This window comes from Amycolatopsis sp. NPDC059021, from assembly GCF_042739895.1.
Taxonomy (GTDB): Bacteria; Actinomycetota; Actinomycetes; order Mycobacteriales; family Pseudonocardiaceae; genus Amycolatopsis.
The window spans coordinates 21514-37962 of the sequence record NZ_JBHYIQ010000019.1; the positions used below are offsets into that span (position 1 = coordinate 21514).

The following is a 16449-nucleotide window of genomic DNA, read 5'->3' on the forward strand; positions in this document are numbered from 1 at the left end:
TCACAGCGCTCAACGCTGTGAAGGAGGCCTTCACGGCACGTCCGTCCGTTGTGGACAGTCAGGCGGAGCGGGCGAGGGCGGCGCGGACGATCGAGGTGACCCGGTCGGCGACGTCGTCCGGGGATTCCTCGGGGTCGACGACCAGGTGCCGATCCGCCCGGTAAGTCGCGATTTCGGCGATCATCTGCCCGACCTGCCAGTGCTGGTCCGACGACGGGGACGACGCACCAGAGGAAGCGGAGTCGAAGAGGACCACGAGGTCCGGGGCGGGATCAGCGGCCCAGGAGGCGAGTTCACGCAGGTCGTCGGCATCCTCGGCGGCGGAGGCCAGCGGCACCAGTTCGGCGAAGCGCCGCGTGACCACGATGCGGCCGGACTCCAGCGCCGACGTCACGCGCTCGACGGAGTCGGCGTGCACCGCGGCCGCCACGAGCGCACGCGCCCGCGTGCCGGTGAGATCGACCAGCGACACCACGTCGTGCTGCCGCGCGAGGTCCATCGTCGGGTCGACGGCGCACAGGGAGTCACCGAACTCGACGCCCAGCCGTTCGACGAGCCTGCCCGCGCGCGTCCCGTCGGTTTCGCCTTCCAGGACAAGGAGAAAGCCCCGCGTGTGCGCTGGCCGCCTGCGCATCACGCGCACCAGGTCGGCGATGCCGGGCGACTTGCTCTTGGCGTCCATCTGCCGGTACGCGACGACACCGATCACGGCGCACACGACCCCGGCGCCGAGGATCACCGGGCGGGTAGCGTCGACGACCAGCGGATGGCCCCACAGGGAGAACCGCTGCTTGCCGATCACCGTGATCAGGATCGGCGTGACGGCCACCGTGCACCCGACGACGACCTTCAGCATCGACTGGTAGATCGCGTTGATGCGGCCACGCATCGCGTCCTCGACCTTGGACCCGATGATCGTGATCCCGGTGAGGAACGCCGTCCCCGCACACGCCCCGACCAGCGTCACGGCGATCATCGCGACGGTCAGATGCGGCGAAAGCGCCACCGGGATCAGGCCGATCCCGGCCAGCACGATGGCGAGGCCGAACAGCCGCGCGTGCGGCACCCGGCGGGCCAGCTTCGGCGCGCCGAGCAGCCCGGCGACGAGACCGACGAAGATCGCGAGCAGCAGCAGGCCGAACGCCGCCTGCCCGCCGAGCAGGCTCAGCGCGTACGGTTGCGCGGCACCCACCACAGCCCCGCCGGCGGCGAACGCGCCCATCATGCCGATGAGCAGCCCCCGCACGACGCGGTTGCCGCGGATGTAGCGCGCGCCGTCCCGCAGCATCTCGCGGAATCCCGGCCCCTCGGGGCCGCCCGGCCGGACGCGGGCGACCCGCTGCGACAGCTCGGGCAGCCGCGTGGCGATCGAGACGGCGCTCGCGAGGTACAGCAGCGCGGCGATGACCACGCACAGCTTCAGGAAGCCGCGCAGCCCGAGCATGTCCTGCGGTACATGGAAAACCGCGGGGATACCGGTGACGAAGGTGAACAGCCCGCCGCCGATCGCGACCGAGACGCCGTACGTCATGACCAGGCCGAGCTGCGTCGCGGACTCGACCTGTTCGGGGCCGCGCAACAGGTTCGGCAGCGCGGCGTCCTTGCAGGGAATCCACATGATCGCGGCGACCTGGACCAGGAACGTCCCGGCGAAAACCCACCAGTATTCGTCGACGAACACGATCGACAGCAGCAGCCCGAACCGCAGGACGTCGGCGATCACCATCACGACGCGCCGGTTGAACCGGTCGGCCAGCAGTCCGCCGATCGGGGCGAACACCAGCCCCGGCAGGATATTCGCGAAAAGGACGCCGCTGAACGCGAAGTTCATGCCGATGGCGTTCGGCGCGAGCTTGCCGGCGAGCGCGGCGAGCGTCATGACGGTCAGCCAGTCGGCGGAGCTGCACAGCCCGGTGACCAGCCACAACCGGCGAAAAGGCCGGGACGCCAGCACTCGCCGCGCGAGATGAATAGTGGACGTCCGGGGTTTCTCGGAAACCGTGTCCACGGTTGGCATGCCGATGTGGACACACCCCTTTCCGGCTCTGTTCGCGGAGATCCGTCGGGCCGAGCGACGGTATCACCGCAGGTTGCAGCCGTTCTCTCGCAGTCTGCCTGTGTACAGAGCGCAACAATGGGGTCCATTTTCAGCGATTTTTTCTGTCGTACTCCGGTGACAGAATGCGCCCATGAGAACACTCGTTGCGACACCCCGGCTACGAGCGCTCGGAGCGGTGTTGCGCGCGGCTCGGCTGGAACGCGGCTGGAGCCTGCGCCGGCTGTCTCAGTTGACGGGCCTGAACTACGTGATGCTCTTCTCCTGGGAGAACGCGACCCGAGTGCCGCGCGTCGAGGACGTGTCGGCGATCCTGACCGGCTTCCGGATCGGCGGCGAAGAACGCGAGTACCTGCTGGACCTGGTCCGCCACGCCCACGACCCGAACTGGGTCGAGATGAGCGAACGGGGTCTGGAGACCATTCGCACGGCATTCCGGGAATTCGAGCGGACGGCCGCAGCGAAGTTCTCCTGGGAGCCGTTGCTCATCCCGGGACTCCTGCAGACGGCCGACTACGCGCGGGCGATCTTCTCCCGCGTGAACCTCTCGAAGGACGAAGTCGAGAAGAGGGTTCTCGCCAGGCTCACCCGTGCTGACGTGCTCAGCGGGTCCGAACCGCTGAACTTCACGGCCTTCGTGGGTGACCAGGCTCTTCGGCAGCCCATCGGCGGCAACGCCGTGATGCTCGACCAGCTCAGGCATCTGCTGATGGTTTCGGAGTCGGAGAACGTGCATCTCCACGCGGTCGCGAGCGACGACTATCACCTCTCGTACGGCAACTCGTTCGTGCTGTTCGACTTCGTGAAGATGCCGCCGATCGGTTTCGTAGACATGTTTGCCGGGAGCGCTTTTGTCTACAGTGATGAACAGCTGACCGGGTTCGTGTCCGCCAAGGAGACCCTGACCGACCTCGCGCTGAACGAGCACGACACCCGCTCGCTCATCCGGGAGGTGATTACCGAACGGGAGGCCTAGAGTGCACACCACATGGCGAAAGTCCACGCACAGTGACCATAAAGGGGACTGCGTCGAGGTCTCGGTGGCGCAGGTGGTGCGGGTCAGGGACACCAAAGACCGGGACGGCGGGATGCTCGCGGTGCCCGCCACTACATGGTCAGGTCTGCTGCGCGACCTCAAGGAGTAGAGCCGGTCATGCATGCCACCTCATGGCGGAAGTCCACGCGTAGTGGCAACAACGGAGTGAACTGCGTCGAGGTCTCGATCGCGCAGGTGGTGCGGGTCAGGGACACCAAGGACCGGGACGGCGGGATGCTCGCGGTGCCTGCGGAGGCGTGGGTGGGGCTTCTGCGGGGGCTGGGGCGCTAGCGTCATGTGCGCCAACGCGGAACTCGCGTGATTGGACGCGTAACTTGCGTGATTGAACGGAGAACTCGCGTGATTGGGCGCGCGACTCGCTCAGGTGGTCACCGGGGTTGGATAGGCGACGGGGCTTCGGTGGCCGGAGGGTCCGACGGCACGTACGCCGAAGAAGACGTTGTCCTTGGAGAGGTCGATCTTCGCGGTGGTGACGTCGCCGACGTCGATGCGGTGCGTCCAGTCCGGCGCGGTCGTCTCGCGCCACAGGACCTCGTAGCCGACGGCGCCCGCGGAGCGCTGCCACAGCAACTCGCTGGCGTTGGTGAGCGCGGCCGTCCGGATGCCCACCCCGGCGGGCGTTCCCGGCGCGGTCGCCAGTGACCACAGCGCGGCGCCGTTGACCCGCGCGACCCGGGCGATGAAGCCGAAATCGCAGAACTCCGGTAGATCCCCGAACTGCACGCCGTTCTCGACGCGGACGTTCTGGTGCTGATGTGCGAAGTTCTCGGCCGGCTCGGTGAACCGCGCGGCCGGGTAACGCTGCTCCAGGAACGGAATGTGGTCACCGCCGCGCAGGTACCGATCGCGGCGATAAACCACACGCACGTTCATACCGGTCGCGTCGTTTTCCGCAACAGAACGGACAAACCGGGCGAGCTGACGCGGCGGCGAGTCGTTCTCGCCGCCGATGCTGCGTCGCAGGTTCGCCTCGGCCGGGGTCTCGGCGGTCGGGACACCCTCGGCGAACAGACGGATGGTGCGCGGGTCACGGGTGCCGTCGTCGGCGGTGCTGGAGCCGACGATGTCGTTGGTGAACATCGCCTGTACATCCGTGTTCGCCGCCCGGAACTGCGTCGCCAGGTGCCGCGCGCCGTGCAGTCCTTGTTCCTCCCCGGCCACCGCGGCGAACACGATGGTCGCGGCGGTCTCCCGCGTCGCGAACACCCGGGCCAGCTCCATCGACACCGCGACGCCGGACGCGTCGTCGTCGGCGCCGGGTGCGTCGCTGGTGGCGTCCATCGGGTCGGAACAGCGCGAGTCGTAGTGGCCCGAAACGACGTAGACGCGCCCAGGTTCGGACGTTCCACGCAGCGTCGCGAGGACGTTGGTGATGCGCGTCGGCACCGGGACGCGGTCGCCGGGCGGCTGGATGTAGGACTGCAGCTCGACGATCATCCGGCCGTCCGACGCCGCAGCGTAGCGCTGCAACTCGGCGAAGATCCAGTCGCGCGCGGCGCCGATGCCGCGTTTCGGATCGTCCTGCGACGAGAGCGTGTGCCGGGTGCCGAACGAGGCCAGCTTGCGCACGATCGCCTCGACGCGCCGCTCGTCGACCTCACGCAGGATCGCGCGCAACTCCCGGTCCGGGCGCTGCGGCAGCACCGGACGTCCGGGCCCGCGATCGCCGAGTTCCACCGCTCCGGCGGGCGTGCCGCCAAGAACCGTCGCGGCGAGGGGAAGCGCCGCCGATGCCGCCAGGAAAGCCCGCCTCTGCACCATGCTGACCTTGATACCGCCGCGTCCCGCCGTGGGATACCGCCGACCGTATGCCGATCACCCGGTGAGGCGTTTGGCCTGGGCGTCGTAGGCGACCAGCGGGGTCAGCAGGCTCGCGGACGGGACGTCGGCGGGGTCGAACCAGAAGAAGGTGATGCGGTTCCCCTCCTGCCACTTCCCCAGCTTCGCGTCGACGGTCTTGCCGCGCACGGTGCTGGTGATCCGCGCGACGTCGCCGGAGAAGTAGCCGAACACCGGGAAGTGGCCGCTGTTGTTCGTCACGTCGCTCGACACGGCGTGGAAACCGAAGGCGTAATCGGCGCCCTTGGTCTCGTTGCTCAGGATCCCGGGGACGATCGTGCCCCCGGCGGTGCGGTGCCCGGCCATCACGCCGAACCTGACCTCGGGAAGGCGCGGCTCGTCGACGCGGACGGCGTACAACACGATCTCACCGGTCGCGTCATGAATGCCGGTGCCGACCACGGTGCCCATCGGCTCCTTCGCGGGATCGGCGGGCTTGCTGGTGGTCATCGGGGCCGAGGGCGCCGGTGACGCGGCGGGCGGCACCGTCATGACGTCGCCTGACTGTCTGAAGTAGACGGTCGAGCCGACGACCAGGACGATCGCCGCGGCCACCGCCGCCGCCCCGGCACCGGTCAGCACCCGGCGACGACGGCGGATGCGGGTGCCCGCGGCCATGATCCGGGTGAGGTCGGGCTCGGCGAACGGCTCGGCCGGCGGTTCTCGCAGTGCTTCGCGCAGCTTGTCGAGGTCGGTCATCGTCCGCCCCCGTTCGGTGTCGCGTAGTCCGCTTCCGGCTCGTCAGGCGCGGTGATCCGGAGTTTGGCCAGCGCCCGTGAGTTCGTGCTCTTGACCGTACCCAGCGAAACGCCGAGTTCCGCCGCGACTTCGGCTTCCGGCAGGTCGAAGAAGTGCCGCAGCACGACGATGGCTCGTTCCCGCGCGGTCAGCGTCGCCAAGGCCGCGGTGAGCCATTCCCGCTGGGTGACGACCTGCGCGACGTCCTGCCCCGTCGGCCGTTCGGGGACGTCCTCGGTGGCGTGTTCGCGGATCGGGCGGCGCCAGCCGTCGACGACGTGGTTGGCCAGCACCCTCCGCGCGTAGGAGTAGGCGTCCTTGTTCCGCACCCGCGACCACGCCGCGTAGGTGCGGGCGAACGCCGTCTGCGCCGCGTCCTCCGCCTGGTGCCGATCGCCCGTGAGCAGGTAGGCCGCATGGGTCAGGCGTGCCGAGGACGCCCGCACGAAGTCGGCGAACTCGTCGTCACCGCGAGCCATGCCCCCACCCCGATCCCGCCTCAACCATTTCGACCCTACGCCCGTAGGTCTCTCCGGACGATCTTCGACCCCGCGAGCGGGCGGTCAGAGGCGCTGGGCGCGAGAAGTGGTGAGGGCGTCCAGGCCGATGGTGATCGAGGTGCCCGCGAAGTCGAGTTCGACGACGCCGGAGTGCTCGAAGCACCAGCTGCAGGTGTGCAGCACCGAGCCGAGCAGTCCGCGCATGCACCAGACTGGCCGGAGTCACGACCACAGGTGACGCTACTCCGTGAAGTCGCCCGATGGGGCTCCCCAGCCGGTCGCGTCACCGCCCCGTTCTTCCGCGATCGCGCGGCGCCGCGCGTTTTCCGCGCGCACTCGGTCCACTTCGGACTGAATGTATTCCTCGTCGTAGCGCTGGAACACGCGCGCCGGATTGCCCGCGACCAGTGAACGCGGCGGAACGTCCTTGGCCACCACGGAATTCGGCTGCACGGTGGCGAAATCGCCGATCGTCACCCCGGCCATGATCACGACGAGACCGCCGATGAAACAGCCTTTTCCGATCTTCACGGGCTTGCGTTCGATCAGGTCGCTGCCGGAATGGTTCTGCAGCGTCATGTTGGCCAGCCAGCTGGAATGCGTGAAAATCAGCGTGTTCAGCCCGATGCTGGTGTGCTCGCCGATTTCCAGCCCGCCGCTCGCGTCCAGCGCTGCGCCCTCGCCGATCCAGCAGTGCTCGCCGATCTTGAGGTTCTCCGGGCTGATGATCTTGACGCGTTCCCGCACGCGCGTGGTTTCCGGCAGACCGTAGAACTTCGCGCGCTCGGCGTCGTTCATGTACTGCGAAACCAGCTCGGTCAGGATCTGCGGGCGCAGCCGGTTGCTGCGCTCGTCATCGAAGAACATCGGAGTCCGCCACGAGTTTGTCGAAGGTACGCAGGTGTTCCTCGGCGACGACGTCGAGGCCGAAATTGGCGCGCACCATGGCACTCTCGCTGCGCGCGATCGCGGCGCGGTGTTCCGGGTCGTCGAGCAGTTCGATGACAGTGCGCGCCACGGCTTCCGCGTCGTCCGGGCGCACCAGCAGGATGTTTTCGCCGTTGCGCAGCTGGATTCCGGGGTAGTTGTCCTCGGTGACCGACGCGATCGTCGCCGTCTCCGAGAGCATTGCCTCCAGCGACGCCGTACCGCAGCCGCCGTTGAGGTCGTGCGTGACGATGTCAGCCGCGGCGAAGTACGACGGGACGTCTTCCTTCGGCACCGCACCTGTGACGATCAACGACTCCGCGACGCCGAGTTCCTCGGCCCGCTTGAGAAACGCGTCGTGGTAGACGCGGCCGACGACGACTACCTTCACGCCGGGGTGCTTGTCCACAATGGACGGCAAGGCTTCGACGAGCGGGAGCCGGTTGCGCAGCGGGATGACGTGTCCGAGCGAGACGATCAGCGGCGCGTCACCGATTCCGTGTTCCTCGCGGACGTCCTTCGTCAGCGGCTTGTCGAAGTGCGCGACGTCGACCGCGATCGGGAAGTACTCGGAGTTCGCGTCGCTGGTGCCATAGCGCTCGACGCAGTAGTCGACGCCCAGCTTGTCCAGGATGACGTACCGCGGCTTCAGGTAGCGCAGGATCGGCCGCACCAGCACCGCGTCGAGGAACCGGAACACGCTTCCATACAGCTTGTTGTCGCTGATCAGGAGCGTGTGGATGGTGAGCAGCGCCGGAATTCCGTGCCGCCGCGCGTAGATCCCGGCCAGCCACGAAAGGTCGAAGAACTGGCCGTGCAGGTGGATCGCGTCCGGCTTGAACTCGTCGAGCAGCTTCCAGAGCCGCCGCCAGTTCCCCGGCCGCAGCGACGCGAAGCTCATGTCGAAGTCGATCGACAGGCCGAGCTGCGGCATCTTGACCGCGGGCAGCCGGACGACGCGGTAGCCGTCGCACTCCTCCTCGGCGGGCGCGTCGGCGTAGGCCGCCGTGATCGCGAGGACCTCGTGGCCGCGCGCGGCGAACTGAGCGGCGAGCGACGCGGCCATGTGCGCGCTGCCGCCCACTCGCGGCGGGAAGAAGTTGTTCACCACCGCGATGCGCAGCGCACGCCCTTGTGCGGGTCCCGCGGAGGTCACGGGGTGTCACTCACCAGTTCACGCATACCGTCCTCGACCGAGATCTTCGGCTCCCAGCCGAGGACCTCGCGGGCGCGGGTGATGTCGGCGGCGCGCCGCGACACCAGTACGTCGCGGTCGTTGAACACCGGTTCGACGTCGACGCCGACGGCCTCGATGAGGATCTTCGCCAACGTCGCGATGGACGTGTCGATCCCGGTGCCGATGTTGATCGGCAGGTTGCCGCGCGCGGATTCCAGCGCGGCGACCACGGCCCGCGCCAGGTCGGAGACGTGCACGAAGTCCATCGACTGGTCGCCGCGGCCGTCGATGATCGGCGGCTGGCCGCTGCGCAGGCGCTGGATGAAGTGGTTGATCACCGAGGTGTAGTAGGCCTCGATCTTCTGGCCGGGGCCGTACACGTTGAAGAAGCGCAAAGCGTTCCAGGACAAGCCCTTCTGCCGCTCGTAGAACCCGAGCAGGTCCTCGCCGGCGCGCTTGCTGATGCAGTACGGCGTGAGCGGGCGCAGCTCGTCGTCCTCGTGCATCGGCAGCCGCTCGGGGTCGCCGTAGACCGAGGCCGTGGACGCGAACACCAGGCGCTCGACGCCTTCGTCCGCGGCGGCGGCGAAGACGTTGTGGTTGCCGATCATGTTGATGTCGATCGACTCGTGCGGGTCGGCGATCGACTTGTTGATCGACACCGTGGCGAAGTGGATGACGTGTGTGCAGCCGCGCATGGCCTCGCGCACCGCGCCGCCGTAGCGGACGTCCTTCTCGACCAGCTCGACCTTGCCGGTGGCGACGAACTCGTTGACCCTGGCGCGGTCGCCGCGGGTCATGTTGTCGAGGATCCGGACGGTGTAGCCGCCCTCGATCAGCAGCGGGATGACGTGCGCGGCGATGAACCCGCCGCCCCCGGTGAAGAGGACCTTCTTGTCGGACATGGTCACGCTTTCTCCTCGATCGGCGTCCGGGCGGTGGGCAAGGGGCTTCCGGCCTCGCGGCCTGAGCGTTGAACAGTGCTCACGTGAGGCTGTGCACGGCGTCGCGCACGGTCGTGGTGACGCGGTCGACCTCGGTGTCGGTGAGGTTCGCGTGCATGGGGACGGCCAGGTGGCGGGCGAAGGCGTCGGCCGAGACCGGCAGCGGCGGCTGATCACCGTAGATCGGCTGCAGGTGCGAGGCGTAGGTGCCGAAGTTGCACTGGACGCCCTGCTCGCGGATCCGCAGCGCGAGCGCGTCGCGGCTGATCTCCGGCGCGACGGTGAGGATGTAGGCCTGCCACGGGTGTTCGCGGTCGGGCAGTTCGACGGGCACGGTCAGGCCGTCGATGTCGGCGAACGCCTCGTGATAGCGCTTCGCCACCGACCGGCGGGCGGCCAGCAGATCCGGGAGGCGGTCCAGCTGGACGTTCATGATCGCGGCCTGGATGTCCGAAAGCCGGAAGTTGTAGCCCAGTTCGTGGAAGCTCGGGATCGGCAGCGCGCCCGAGCCTTCGCGGGAGATCGCGGGCTCGATGCCGTAGGTGTGCAGCTTGCGGGCCCGCGCGATCAGGTCCTCGCGGTCGGAGACCAGCGCGCCGCCCTCGCCCGCGGTGATGCCCTTGCGGCCGTGGAAGGAGAACGCCGCGAGGTCGGCGAGGCTGCCCGCCGGGCGCGTCCGGTACGTCGCGCCCGCGGCGCAGGCGGCGTCCTCGAACAGCCAGAGGCCGTGCTTGTCGGCGATCGCGCGGTACTCGTCGAAGTCCCCCGGCTGACCGGCGACGTCCACGGCCAGGATGCCGACGGTCCGCGGCGTGATCGCGGCCTCGATCGCGGCCGGGTCGGCACTCCAGATGTCGGGGCGGATGTCGGCGAACACCGGCTTCGCGCCCGCCTGGACCACGGCGTGGCCGGTGGCGGGGAAGGTGTAGTCGCCGACGATGACTTCGTCGCCGGGCTGGACACCGAGCACCTTGAGCCCCAGGAACAGGGCGGAGCCGCAGTTGCTCGTGCTCAGTGCGTGGGCCGTGCCGGCGGTGCGGGCGAAGCGCTCCTCGAAGCGGCGGCACGCGGGCCCCGCACCGGCGAGCCATCCGGAACGGAAGACCTCGGCCACGGCGGCCAGCTCTTCGTCGCCGACGGTCGGCTGGCCGAGGACCACGGGTTCCTCGCTGTTGGACATACCTCTCCCATTGCGTGGGGACGCGGCGAAGTGTATAGAGCGCCGGATGCCAAGAGCCTTTCGGGTGACATCCGGGCGTGGCGTGACGCAAGGGGCAAGTGGGACGTTGACGCCGTTCGTGCTCGTCGGCGGCTTAGGCTGACCGTATGCGCTTCGGCATTCTGGGGGAGATCGCCGCGTGGGACGCCGACGGCGGCCGGATCGCGCTCGGCGGCCCACGGTCGAGAGCACTGCTCTCGCTGCTCGCGCTGGAGGCGGGTCATTTCGTCCCCGCCGAGCGGCTCATCGACGGGATGTACGGCGATTCCCCGCCGGACGGCGCGGCCAACGCCCTCCAGTCGCAGGTGTCGAGACTGCGGAACGCGTTGAAGGACGTCGCGTCCGTCGAATTCACGTCGGCCGGGTATCGACTCGACGTCGACACCGCCGAGGTCGACGTACATCGCTTCGAGCAATTGGCGGGCGAAGGGCGTCGCGCACTGGCTTCCGGTGAGGCGGACCGAGCGGCGGAGTTGCTGCGTGACGCGCTGGCGTTGTGGCGCGGGCCCGCGTTCGCGGATGTCCCCGAGGCCCCGTTCGTGGCCGCGCAGGTCACCAGGCTGGACGAGCTGCGGGCGGACGCCGCCGGTGATCGCGTCGATGCCGAGCTGGCGCTGGGGCACGCGCAGGACGTCGTGGGCGAGCTGCGCTCGGCGATCGCGGATCACCCGCTGCGGGAACGGCCGCGGGCACAGCTGATCCGCGCGCTGAACGCGTCGGGGCGGCCCGCCGACGCGCTCGCCGCGTTCGAGGAGGCGCGGCGGACGCTGGCCGAGGAACTGGGCGCCGACCCTGGTCCAGACCTCGCGGAAGCACATCTCGCGGTGCTGCGCGGTTCGCCGGAGAAGCCGTCGACGACGGCGTTGCCCGCCCAGTTCACCAGCTTCGTGGGCCGCGACGAGGAACTGCGTCAGGTCTCGGAGCTGTTGAAGCGCGGCAGGCTCGTCACGCTCGTCGGACCAGGCGGCACCGGGAAGACGCGGCTCGCGATCGGGGCCGCCGGTGTCGCGCCGAAGCAGGCCACGTTCGTCGGGCTCGCCCCGTACGCCGACGACGCCGAGCTGCCGCAGGCGGTCCTGGCGGCGCTCGGCCTGCGCGATGGGCCGCTCACCACTCGCGGCGACGGCGTCGCGCGAGATCCGGCGGATCGGCTCGTCTCGGCACTGGCCGAACGTGCCGGGCTGCTGGTACTGGACAACTGCGAGCACCTGATCGACGCCGTCGCGCGGCTGGTGGCCCGGCTGCTGGCGGCGTGTCCCGGGCTGCGGGTGCTCGCCACGAGCCGGGAGCCGCTGGGCATCACCGGCGAACTGCTGGCGCCGGTGCCCCGGCTCGCGGTGCCACCGCCCGGGACGTCGGCGGTGCGGGCCCTGGACTACGCCGCGGTCCGGCTCTTCGCCGACCGGGCGAGTGCCGCCGATCCGGCGTTCGCCGTGGACGAACGGACCATCGGCGACGTCCAGCACGTCTGCGCGGCGCTGGACGGACTGCCGCTCGCGATCGAGCTGGCGGCCGCGCGGGTCCGCGCGCTGCCGGTCGGCGAGATCGCGGCCCGGCTGGACGACCGGTTCCGGCTGCTCGCCCGCGGGAGCCGTGTCGCCGACGCACGGCATCGCTCGCTGCGCGGCGTCGTCGAGTGGAGCTGGGATCTGCTCGACGAGGACGAGCGGCGGCTCGCGCGCAGGTTCACCGTGTTCGCCGGAGGCGCGACGCTACCGGCCGCGGAGCAGGTCACCGGCGTCGCCGACACGCTCGACCTGCTGCCCGGCCTTGTCGACAAGTCGCTCGTCGAGGTCGTCGGCGGGCGCTACCGGATGCTGGAGACGATCCGCGCGTTCTGCGCCGAGCAGCTGACCGCCGCCGGCGAGGACGACGAACTGCGGCGCGCGCACGGCGAGTACTTCGTGCGGCTGGCCGAAGAGGCCGACCCGAAGCTGCGCACGGCCGATCAGCTGTCCTGGCTGGACCGGCTCGACGCCGAGTACGACAACATCCTCGCCGCGCTGCGCTGGTCCGCCGAGTCGGCGTCCGACATCGCGATGCGGCTGGTGACGGCGTTGTCGATGTACTGGTGGATGCGGGGGCGCCGGTTCGAGGGGGCGGCGCTCGCGCTGGAGGTCGTCCGGCACATCGGCGCCGAACCGCCCGCCGAGCGGATCGACGACTTCGTGGTGTGCGTGCTGAACGCGATGTCGAGCGCACCCGACGACGAGCTGGTGACCCGGCACGCCGCGCTGGTCGAGAAGTACGCCGAAGACCGGGTGACCACGCTTCGGCATCCAGCGCTGACCATGCTGCTGGGCGTCGTGCACGGCCCGCCGGGCGACGACGAGGACCTGGTCCGGCGGGGCGAAGTGCTGCTGGCCGACAGCGATCCGTGGGTGCGGGCGCTGGTCCCGACGGGGCTCGGCCTGTGGGCGATGATGACCGGCAAACTGGCTCTGGCCGAACAGTCGCTGCGCGAAGGGTCGACGCGGTTTCGCGCGCTCGGTGAACGCTGGGGCCTGTCGATGACGCTGGATCACCTTTCGCAGTTGCTGAGCTGGCAGGGCCGGTACGCCGAGGCGCTGGACATGATGGGCGAAGCGATAGCGCTGATGCAGGAGCTGGGCGCCACCGACGACAATGCCGATCTGTTGTGCCGCCGGGGCGACAGCCGTGCCGCGCAGGGAGACCTCGCGGGTGCGCGGGAGGACTACGAGGTCGCGATCGCACTCGCGAAGCGCGCCGGGATGCCGGAAAGCCGTGCCCTGGGCTACCTCGGTCTCGCCGGGCTCGCGCGGCGCGGCGGTGATCTGACGGCGGCGGGGGCACTGAGCGAACGAGCGCTGACGGAATGTCCCGGCGGGTCGTTCGCCACCGAAGGAGTGCGGACCGCGGCGATGATCTCGCTCGGCTGGATCGCCGTGGAGCGGGGTGTGGCCGCCGAAGCCGGGGAACGGTACCGGCTGGCGCTGCTCTCGGGCCGCCGGTGGCACGACGGGACCGCGGTGGCCTCGGCGCTGGAGGGGCTGGCCGGGGTGGCGATGCTGGAGAACGAGGGCGAGCGGGCAGCACTGCTGCTCGGCGCCGCGGTCGCCGTGCGCGGCACGGCCATGGCCGGGGATTTCGATGTGGCACGCGTGCGTTCGGCGGCGCGGAACCGGATCGGGACCGACGCGTTCGACCGGGCCTATGGGAGCGGGCTGACGATGCCGCGGCAGAAGGCGCTGACGACGGCCGGGATGCCCGCGGAGGCGTGATCTTCGGCCCGCGTTGGTTCGGCTTCACGGTTCGGCTTCACGGCCTGCCGCCGCTGTTTTGGCACCGACGCGCCCGCTGAGCCGGGCCATCGGCTTCGCGCTTTGGTTCGCGGCCTGACGCGCTGTGCTTCGTGGTCGGCGCTTGGTGTCCCGCGCGCCTCGCGAGTACTGTCCCTTGTGGAACGCCAGCATAGTCCTTTATGGACATTCGCACGCAGTTTTTCGTTGCTGTATCCCCTAGGGCAGCCCCCACCCTCCCGGGGGCACCCCTGCAACCAGCGTATCGCGCCAGGGAGTCCCGGCGGGGGTGGTCGGTGAATCTGTGGATAGCCGAACCCGTTGTGGATAACTCGAGGGTCCGGGGCAACGTCCGGTCGTTTGCGGAAGAGGCGCCGGGGCGTGAAGGCCGAGTTGGTGGCGCTCAAGTCCCTCATGGTGGCCTTCAGAGACTTGGCCTCCGAACCCCGCGGGCAGTCGGTGCGTGAACGGTGCGTGGACGGTCAGCGCCGCCGGTCAGTGTCCCGGCAGGAACCGCGCGACCGCCTGGGGACGGCCGCGCCGAGACACCTCCGGAGGGGGATCCGATGACTCGACCGTCCGCACGCCGCAAAGTCGGGATCGTGCTCGTCTGCGTACTCGCGCAACTGCTCATCGCCGTCGACATGACCGTGCTGCACCTGGCGATCCCGGCGCTGTCCGAAGCGCTGCATCCCAGCACCACGCAGGTGCTCTGGATCGCCGACGGCTACGGCTTCGCGCTGGCCGGGCTGCTCATCACGATGGGCAACCTCGGTGACCGCATCGGCCGCAAGAAGCTGCTGCTGACCGGCGCGGCGCTCTTCGGTATCGCGTCGATCGGCACCGCGTACGCGCCGACCGCCGAATTGCTGATCGTCGCGCGTGTCCTACTGGGCGTGGCCGCGTCGACGCTGATGCCATCGACCCTGTCGATCATCCGCAACGCGTTCACCGGCAAGGAACGCACCGCCGTCATCGGCCTGTCCAGCGGGCTCACGATCCTCGGTTTCGGACTCGGCCCGCTGATCGGCGGCGCGCTGCTCGGCCATTTCTGGTGGGGTTCGGTGTTCCTGGTCAACGTTCCGGTCGTCGCGCTGCTGCTCGTCGCGGGCGCGCTGGTCCTGCCGGAGTCGCGCAACCCGTCGCCGGGCCGCATCGACGTACTCAGCGTCGCGCTCTCGGTGCTGGGCATGCTCGGCATCGTGTACACGATCAAGGAGGTCGCTTACAAGGGCTTCGCGCACTGGGACGTCGGTGTCGCGGCCGTCATCGGCGTCGCGGGTCTCGTGACGTTCCTGCTTCGGCAGCCCCGGCTCGCCGAACCGCTGGTGGACCTGGCGCTGTTCCGGCGGCGGGCGTTCTCGGCGACGATCGGGACCACCGTCGTGGCGATGTTCGCGCAACTGGCGGTGTCGATCTTCGCGACGCAGTACTTCCAGCTCGTCCTCGGTTGGTCACCGCTCAAGTCGGGATTGGCAGGGCTCCCCGGGATGGGCGGCGCGCTGGTCGGTGGCGTGCTCAGCGGGCTGGCCATCAAGAAGTTCGGCCGTGCCGCGACGATGGCCGCGGGCTGCGCGCTGTCGGCGGCGGGTTTCGCGCTCTACAGCCGGATCGAGGTCGCCACCGGGTATCCGTACCTCGTCGTGACGATGGTGGTGTTCGGGCTCGGGCTGGCGCTGATCATCACCGTCGCCACCGACACGGTGCTCGGCGTCGTGCCCCGGGAGCGCGCCGGGGCGGCGTCGGCGATCTCCGAAACGGCGACGGAACTCGGTGGCGCGCTGGGCATCGCGATCCTCGGCAGTGTCCTGGGAGCGCTCTATCGCGACAACCTGGCGCTGCCGCCCGGCCTGCCGCCCGAGGCCGCCACCGCGGCGCGCGAGACGCTCGGCGGCGCCGCACAAGCCGCGGTCCAGCTTCCCGGCGAGCTGGGTGCGCAGCTGTTCGCCAACGCTCGGCAGGCGTTCGTGAGCGGTGTTCAAGTGTCGCTGCTGGCCTCGATGGTCCTGATGGCGCTGCTCGCCGTGGCTTCCTACCCGGCGTTGCGCAGCGTCCCGAAAATCCTCGAGGACCCGGATGCCGAGGACGCACCCGTCACCCCGGCCGCTGTCTGACCCGGCTGTCCGTGAAGGCCTCCTTCACAGCGCTCAACGCTGTGAAGGAGGCCTTCACGGACCTTTACGACCTCGGTGCGGCGAGCGGGACGGCGTAACGGTCGCCCGAGCGGATCATCGCCCGCAACGGCTTCACCGCCACCGCGAGCAGCCGCGCCGCGAGGGGACGGCCGTTGCGCCGTGCGATGTCGGGGCCGAACCGGTCCATCAGGGCCACCAGCCCCGGCAAGGTACGCACGAACAACGTCGCCTCGGCGATCAAGCCCTCGTCGTCGAAGCGCAGCACGGTCGCCTCCTCGACCTCCTCGCCGCCGATGCGCGCGGTATAGACCACTACCCGCGTCCGCTCGTCGCCGACGTCGGTGTGGAACCGCACGCCTTCAAGATGGGTGTACGCGACGCCGATGAGCTGCCGCAGCTGGGCGAGTCCGGTGAAGCGGACCCGCGACGTGAGGGGTGAATGCACCACCGCGTCCGGCGCGAAAGTGCTCATCGCCAGCTCGACGTCCCCGGTCTCCCCAGCGCGGCGATACCGCTCCGCCGTGGCTTCGGCCGCACCTGTCATGACGCCTCCCAGCTGACACTTCCGCCACCATCGAGCTAACCCCACCCGCACGG

The 16449-nt window shown here is 69.6% G+C and carries 15 protein-coding genes; 5 read left to right on the forward strand and 10 right to left on the reverse strand.

Annotation, left to right across the window (positions count from 1 at the left end):
• Positions 1–58: 58 nt before the first annotated feature.
• Positions 59–2008, reverse strand: a complete 1950-nt coding sequence (locus ACFWX1_RS13855; RefSeq protein ID WP_378387105.1) for an MFS transporter — start codon at positions 2006–2008, stop codon at positions 59–61.
• A gap of 181 nt (positions 2009–2189) precedes the next feature.
• On the opposite strand from ACFWX1_RS13855, the gene ACFWX1_RS13860 reads away from it, so the two are divergent.
• From ACFWX1_RS13860 to ACFWX1_RS13870, 3 genes are read left to right on the forward strand one after another with little or no spacing between them, the layout of a single operon-like run.
• Positions 2190–3032 (forward strand): helix-turn-helix domain-containing protein, encoded by an 843-nt coding sequence (locus tag ACFWX1_RS13860; protein ID WP_378387107.1) that lies wholly within the window; start codon positions 2190–2192, stop codon positions 3030–3032.
• Between the two features lies 1 nt (position 3033).
• Positions 3034–3201 (forward strand): DUF397 domain-containing protein, encoded by a 168-nt coding sequence (locus ACFWX1_RS13865; protein ID WP_378387109.1) that lies wholly within the window; start codon positions 3034–3036, stop codon positions 3199–3201.
• Positions 3202–3209: 8 nt separating this feature from the next.
• Positions 3210–3383, forward strand: a complete 174-nt coding sequence (locus tag ACFWX1_RS13870) for a DUF397 domain-containing protein (protein ID WP_378387111.1) — start codon at positions 3210–3212, stop codon at positions 3381–3383.
• A gap of 90 nt (positions 3384–3473) precedes the next feature.
• On the opposite strand, the gene ACFWX1_RS13875 is transcribed toward ACFWX1_RS13870, so the two are convergent.
• The 8 genes from ACFWX1_RS13875 to ACFWX1_RS13910 all read right to left on the reverse strand — a co-directional run bounded on the left by ACFWX1_RS13875 (position 3474) and on the right by ACFWX1_RS13910 (position 10418).
• Positions 3474–4874, reverse strand: a complete 1401-nt coding sequence (locus ACFWX1_RS13875) for a M20/M25/M40 family metallo-hydrolase (RefSeq protein WP_378387113.1) — start codon at positions 4872–4874, stop codon at positions 3474–3476.
• 54 nt (positions 4875–4928) lie between these two features.
• The gene (locus ACFWX1_RS13880; RefSeq protein ID WP_378387115.1) at positions 4929–5651 is read right to left on the reverse strand and encodes a hypothetical protein; all 723 of its coding nucleotides are present in this window, start codon (positions 5649–5651) and stop codon (positions 4929–4931) included.
• On the reverse strand, positions 5648–6169 hold the full coding sequence (locus tag ACFWX1_RS13885; protein WP_378387117.1) for a SigE family RNA polymerase sigma factor: 522 nt from the start codon (positions 6167–6169) through the stop codon (positions 5648–5650). The genes ACFWX1_RS13880 and ACFWX1_RS13885 overlap by 4 nt, the downstream gene beginning before the upstream one ends.
• A gap of 84 nt (positions 6170–6253) precedes the next feature.
• Positions 6254–6394 (reverse strand): hypothetical protein, encoded by a 141-nt coding sequence (locus ACFWX1_RS13890; RefSeq protein ID WP_378387119.1) that lies wholly within the window; start codon positions 6392–6394, stop codon positions 6254–6256.
• Positions 6395–6430: 36 nt separating this feature from the next.
• Entirely contained in the window at positions 6431–7057 is a 627-nt protein-coding gene (locus tag ACFWX1_RS13895) for an acyltransferase (RefSeq protein ID WP_378387121.1), read from the reverse strand.
• Positions 7044–8240: a glycosyltransferase family 4 protein gene (locus ACFWX1_RS13900; protein WP_378387291.1), complete on the reverse strand. Its 1197-nt coding sequence runs from the start codon at positions 8238–8240 to the stop codon at positions 7044–7046. The genes ACFWX1_RS13895 and ACFWX1_RS13900 overlap by 14 nt, the downstream gene beginning before the upstream one ends.
• Positions 8241–8269: 29 nt before the next feature.
• A complete protein-coding gene (locus ACFWX1_RS13905) occupies positions 8270–9199 on the reverse strand; it encodes an NAD-dependent epimerase/dehydratase family protein (RefSeq protein ID WP_378387293.1) in 930 nt (309 codons plus the stop codon).
• 79 nt (positions 9200–9278) lie between these two features.
• Positions 9279–10418, reverse strand: a complete 1140-nt coding sequence (locus tag ACFWX1_RS13910; RefSeq protein ID WP_378387123.1) for a DegT/DnrJ/EryC1/StrS family aminotransferase — start codon at positions 10416–10418, stop codon at positions 9279–9281.
• Between the two features lie 146 nt (positions 10419–10564).
• On the opposite strand from ACFWX1_RS13910, the gene ACFWX1_RS13915 reads away from it, so the two are divergent.
• Positions 10565–13699 (forward strand): BTAD domain-containing putative transcriptional regulator, encoded by a 3135-nt coding sequence (locus tag ACFWX1_RS13915; protein WP_378387125.1) that lies wholly within the window; start codon positions 10565–10567, stop codon positions 13697–13699.
• Between the two features lie 584 nt (positions 13700–14283).
• Positions 14284–15831, forward strand: a complete 1548-nt coding sequence (locus tag ACFWX1_RS13920) for an MFS transporter (RefSeq protein ID WP_378387127.1) — start codon at positions 14284–14286, stop codon at positions 15829–15831.
• Positions 15832–15895: 64 nt separating this feature from the next.
• On the opposite strand, the gene ACFWX1_RS13925 is transcribed toward ACFWX1_RS13920, so the two are convergent.
• Positions 15896–16396, reverse strand: coding sequence for a nuclear transport factor 2 family protein (locus ACFWX1_RS13925; RefSeq protein WP_378387129.1), 501 nt, complete (start codon positions 16394–16396; stop codon positions 15896–15898).
• Positions 16397–16449 lie beyond the last annotated feature (53 nt).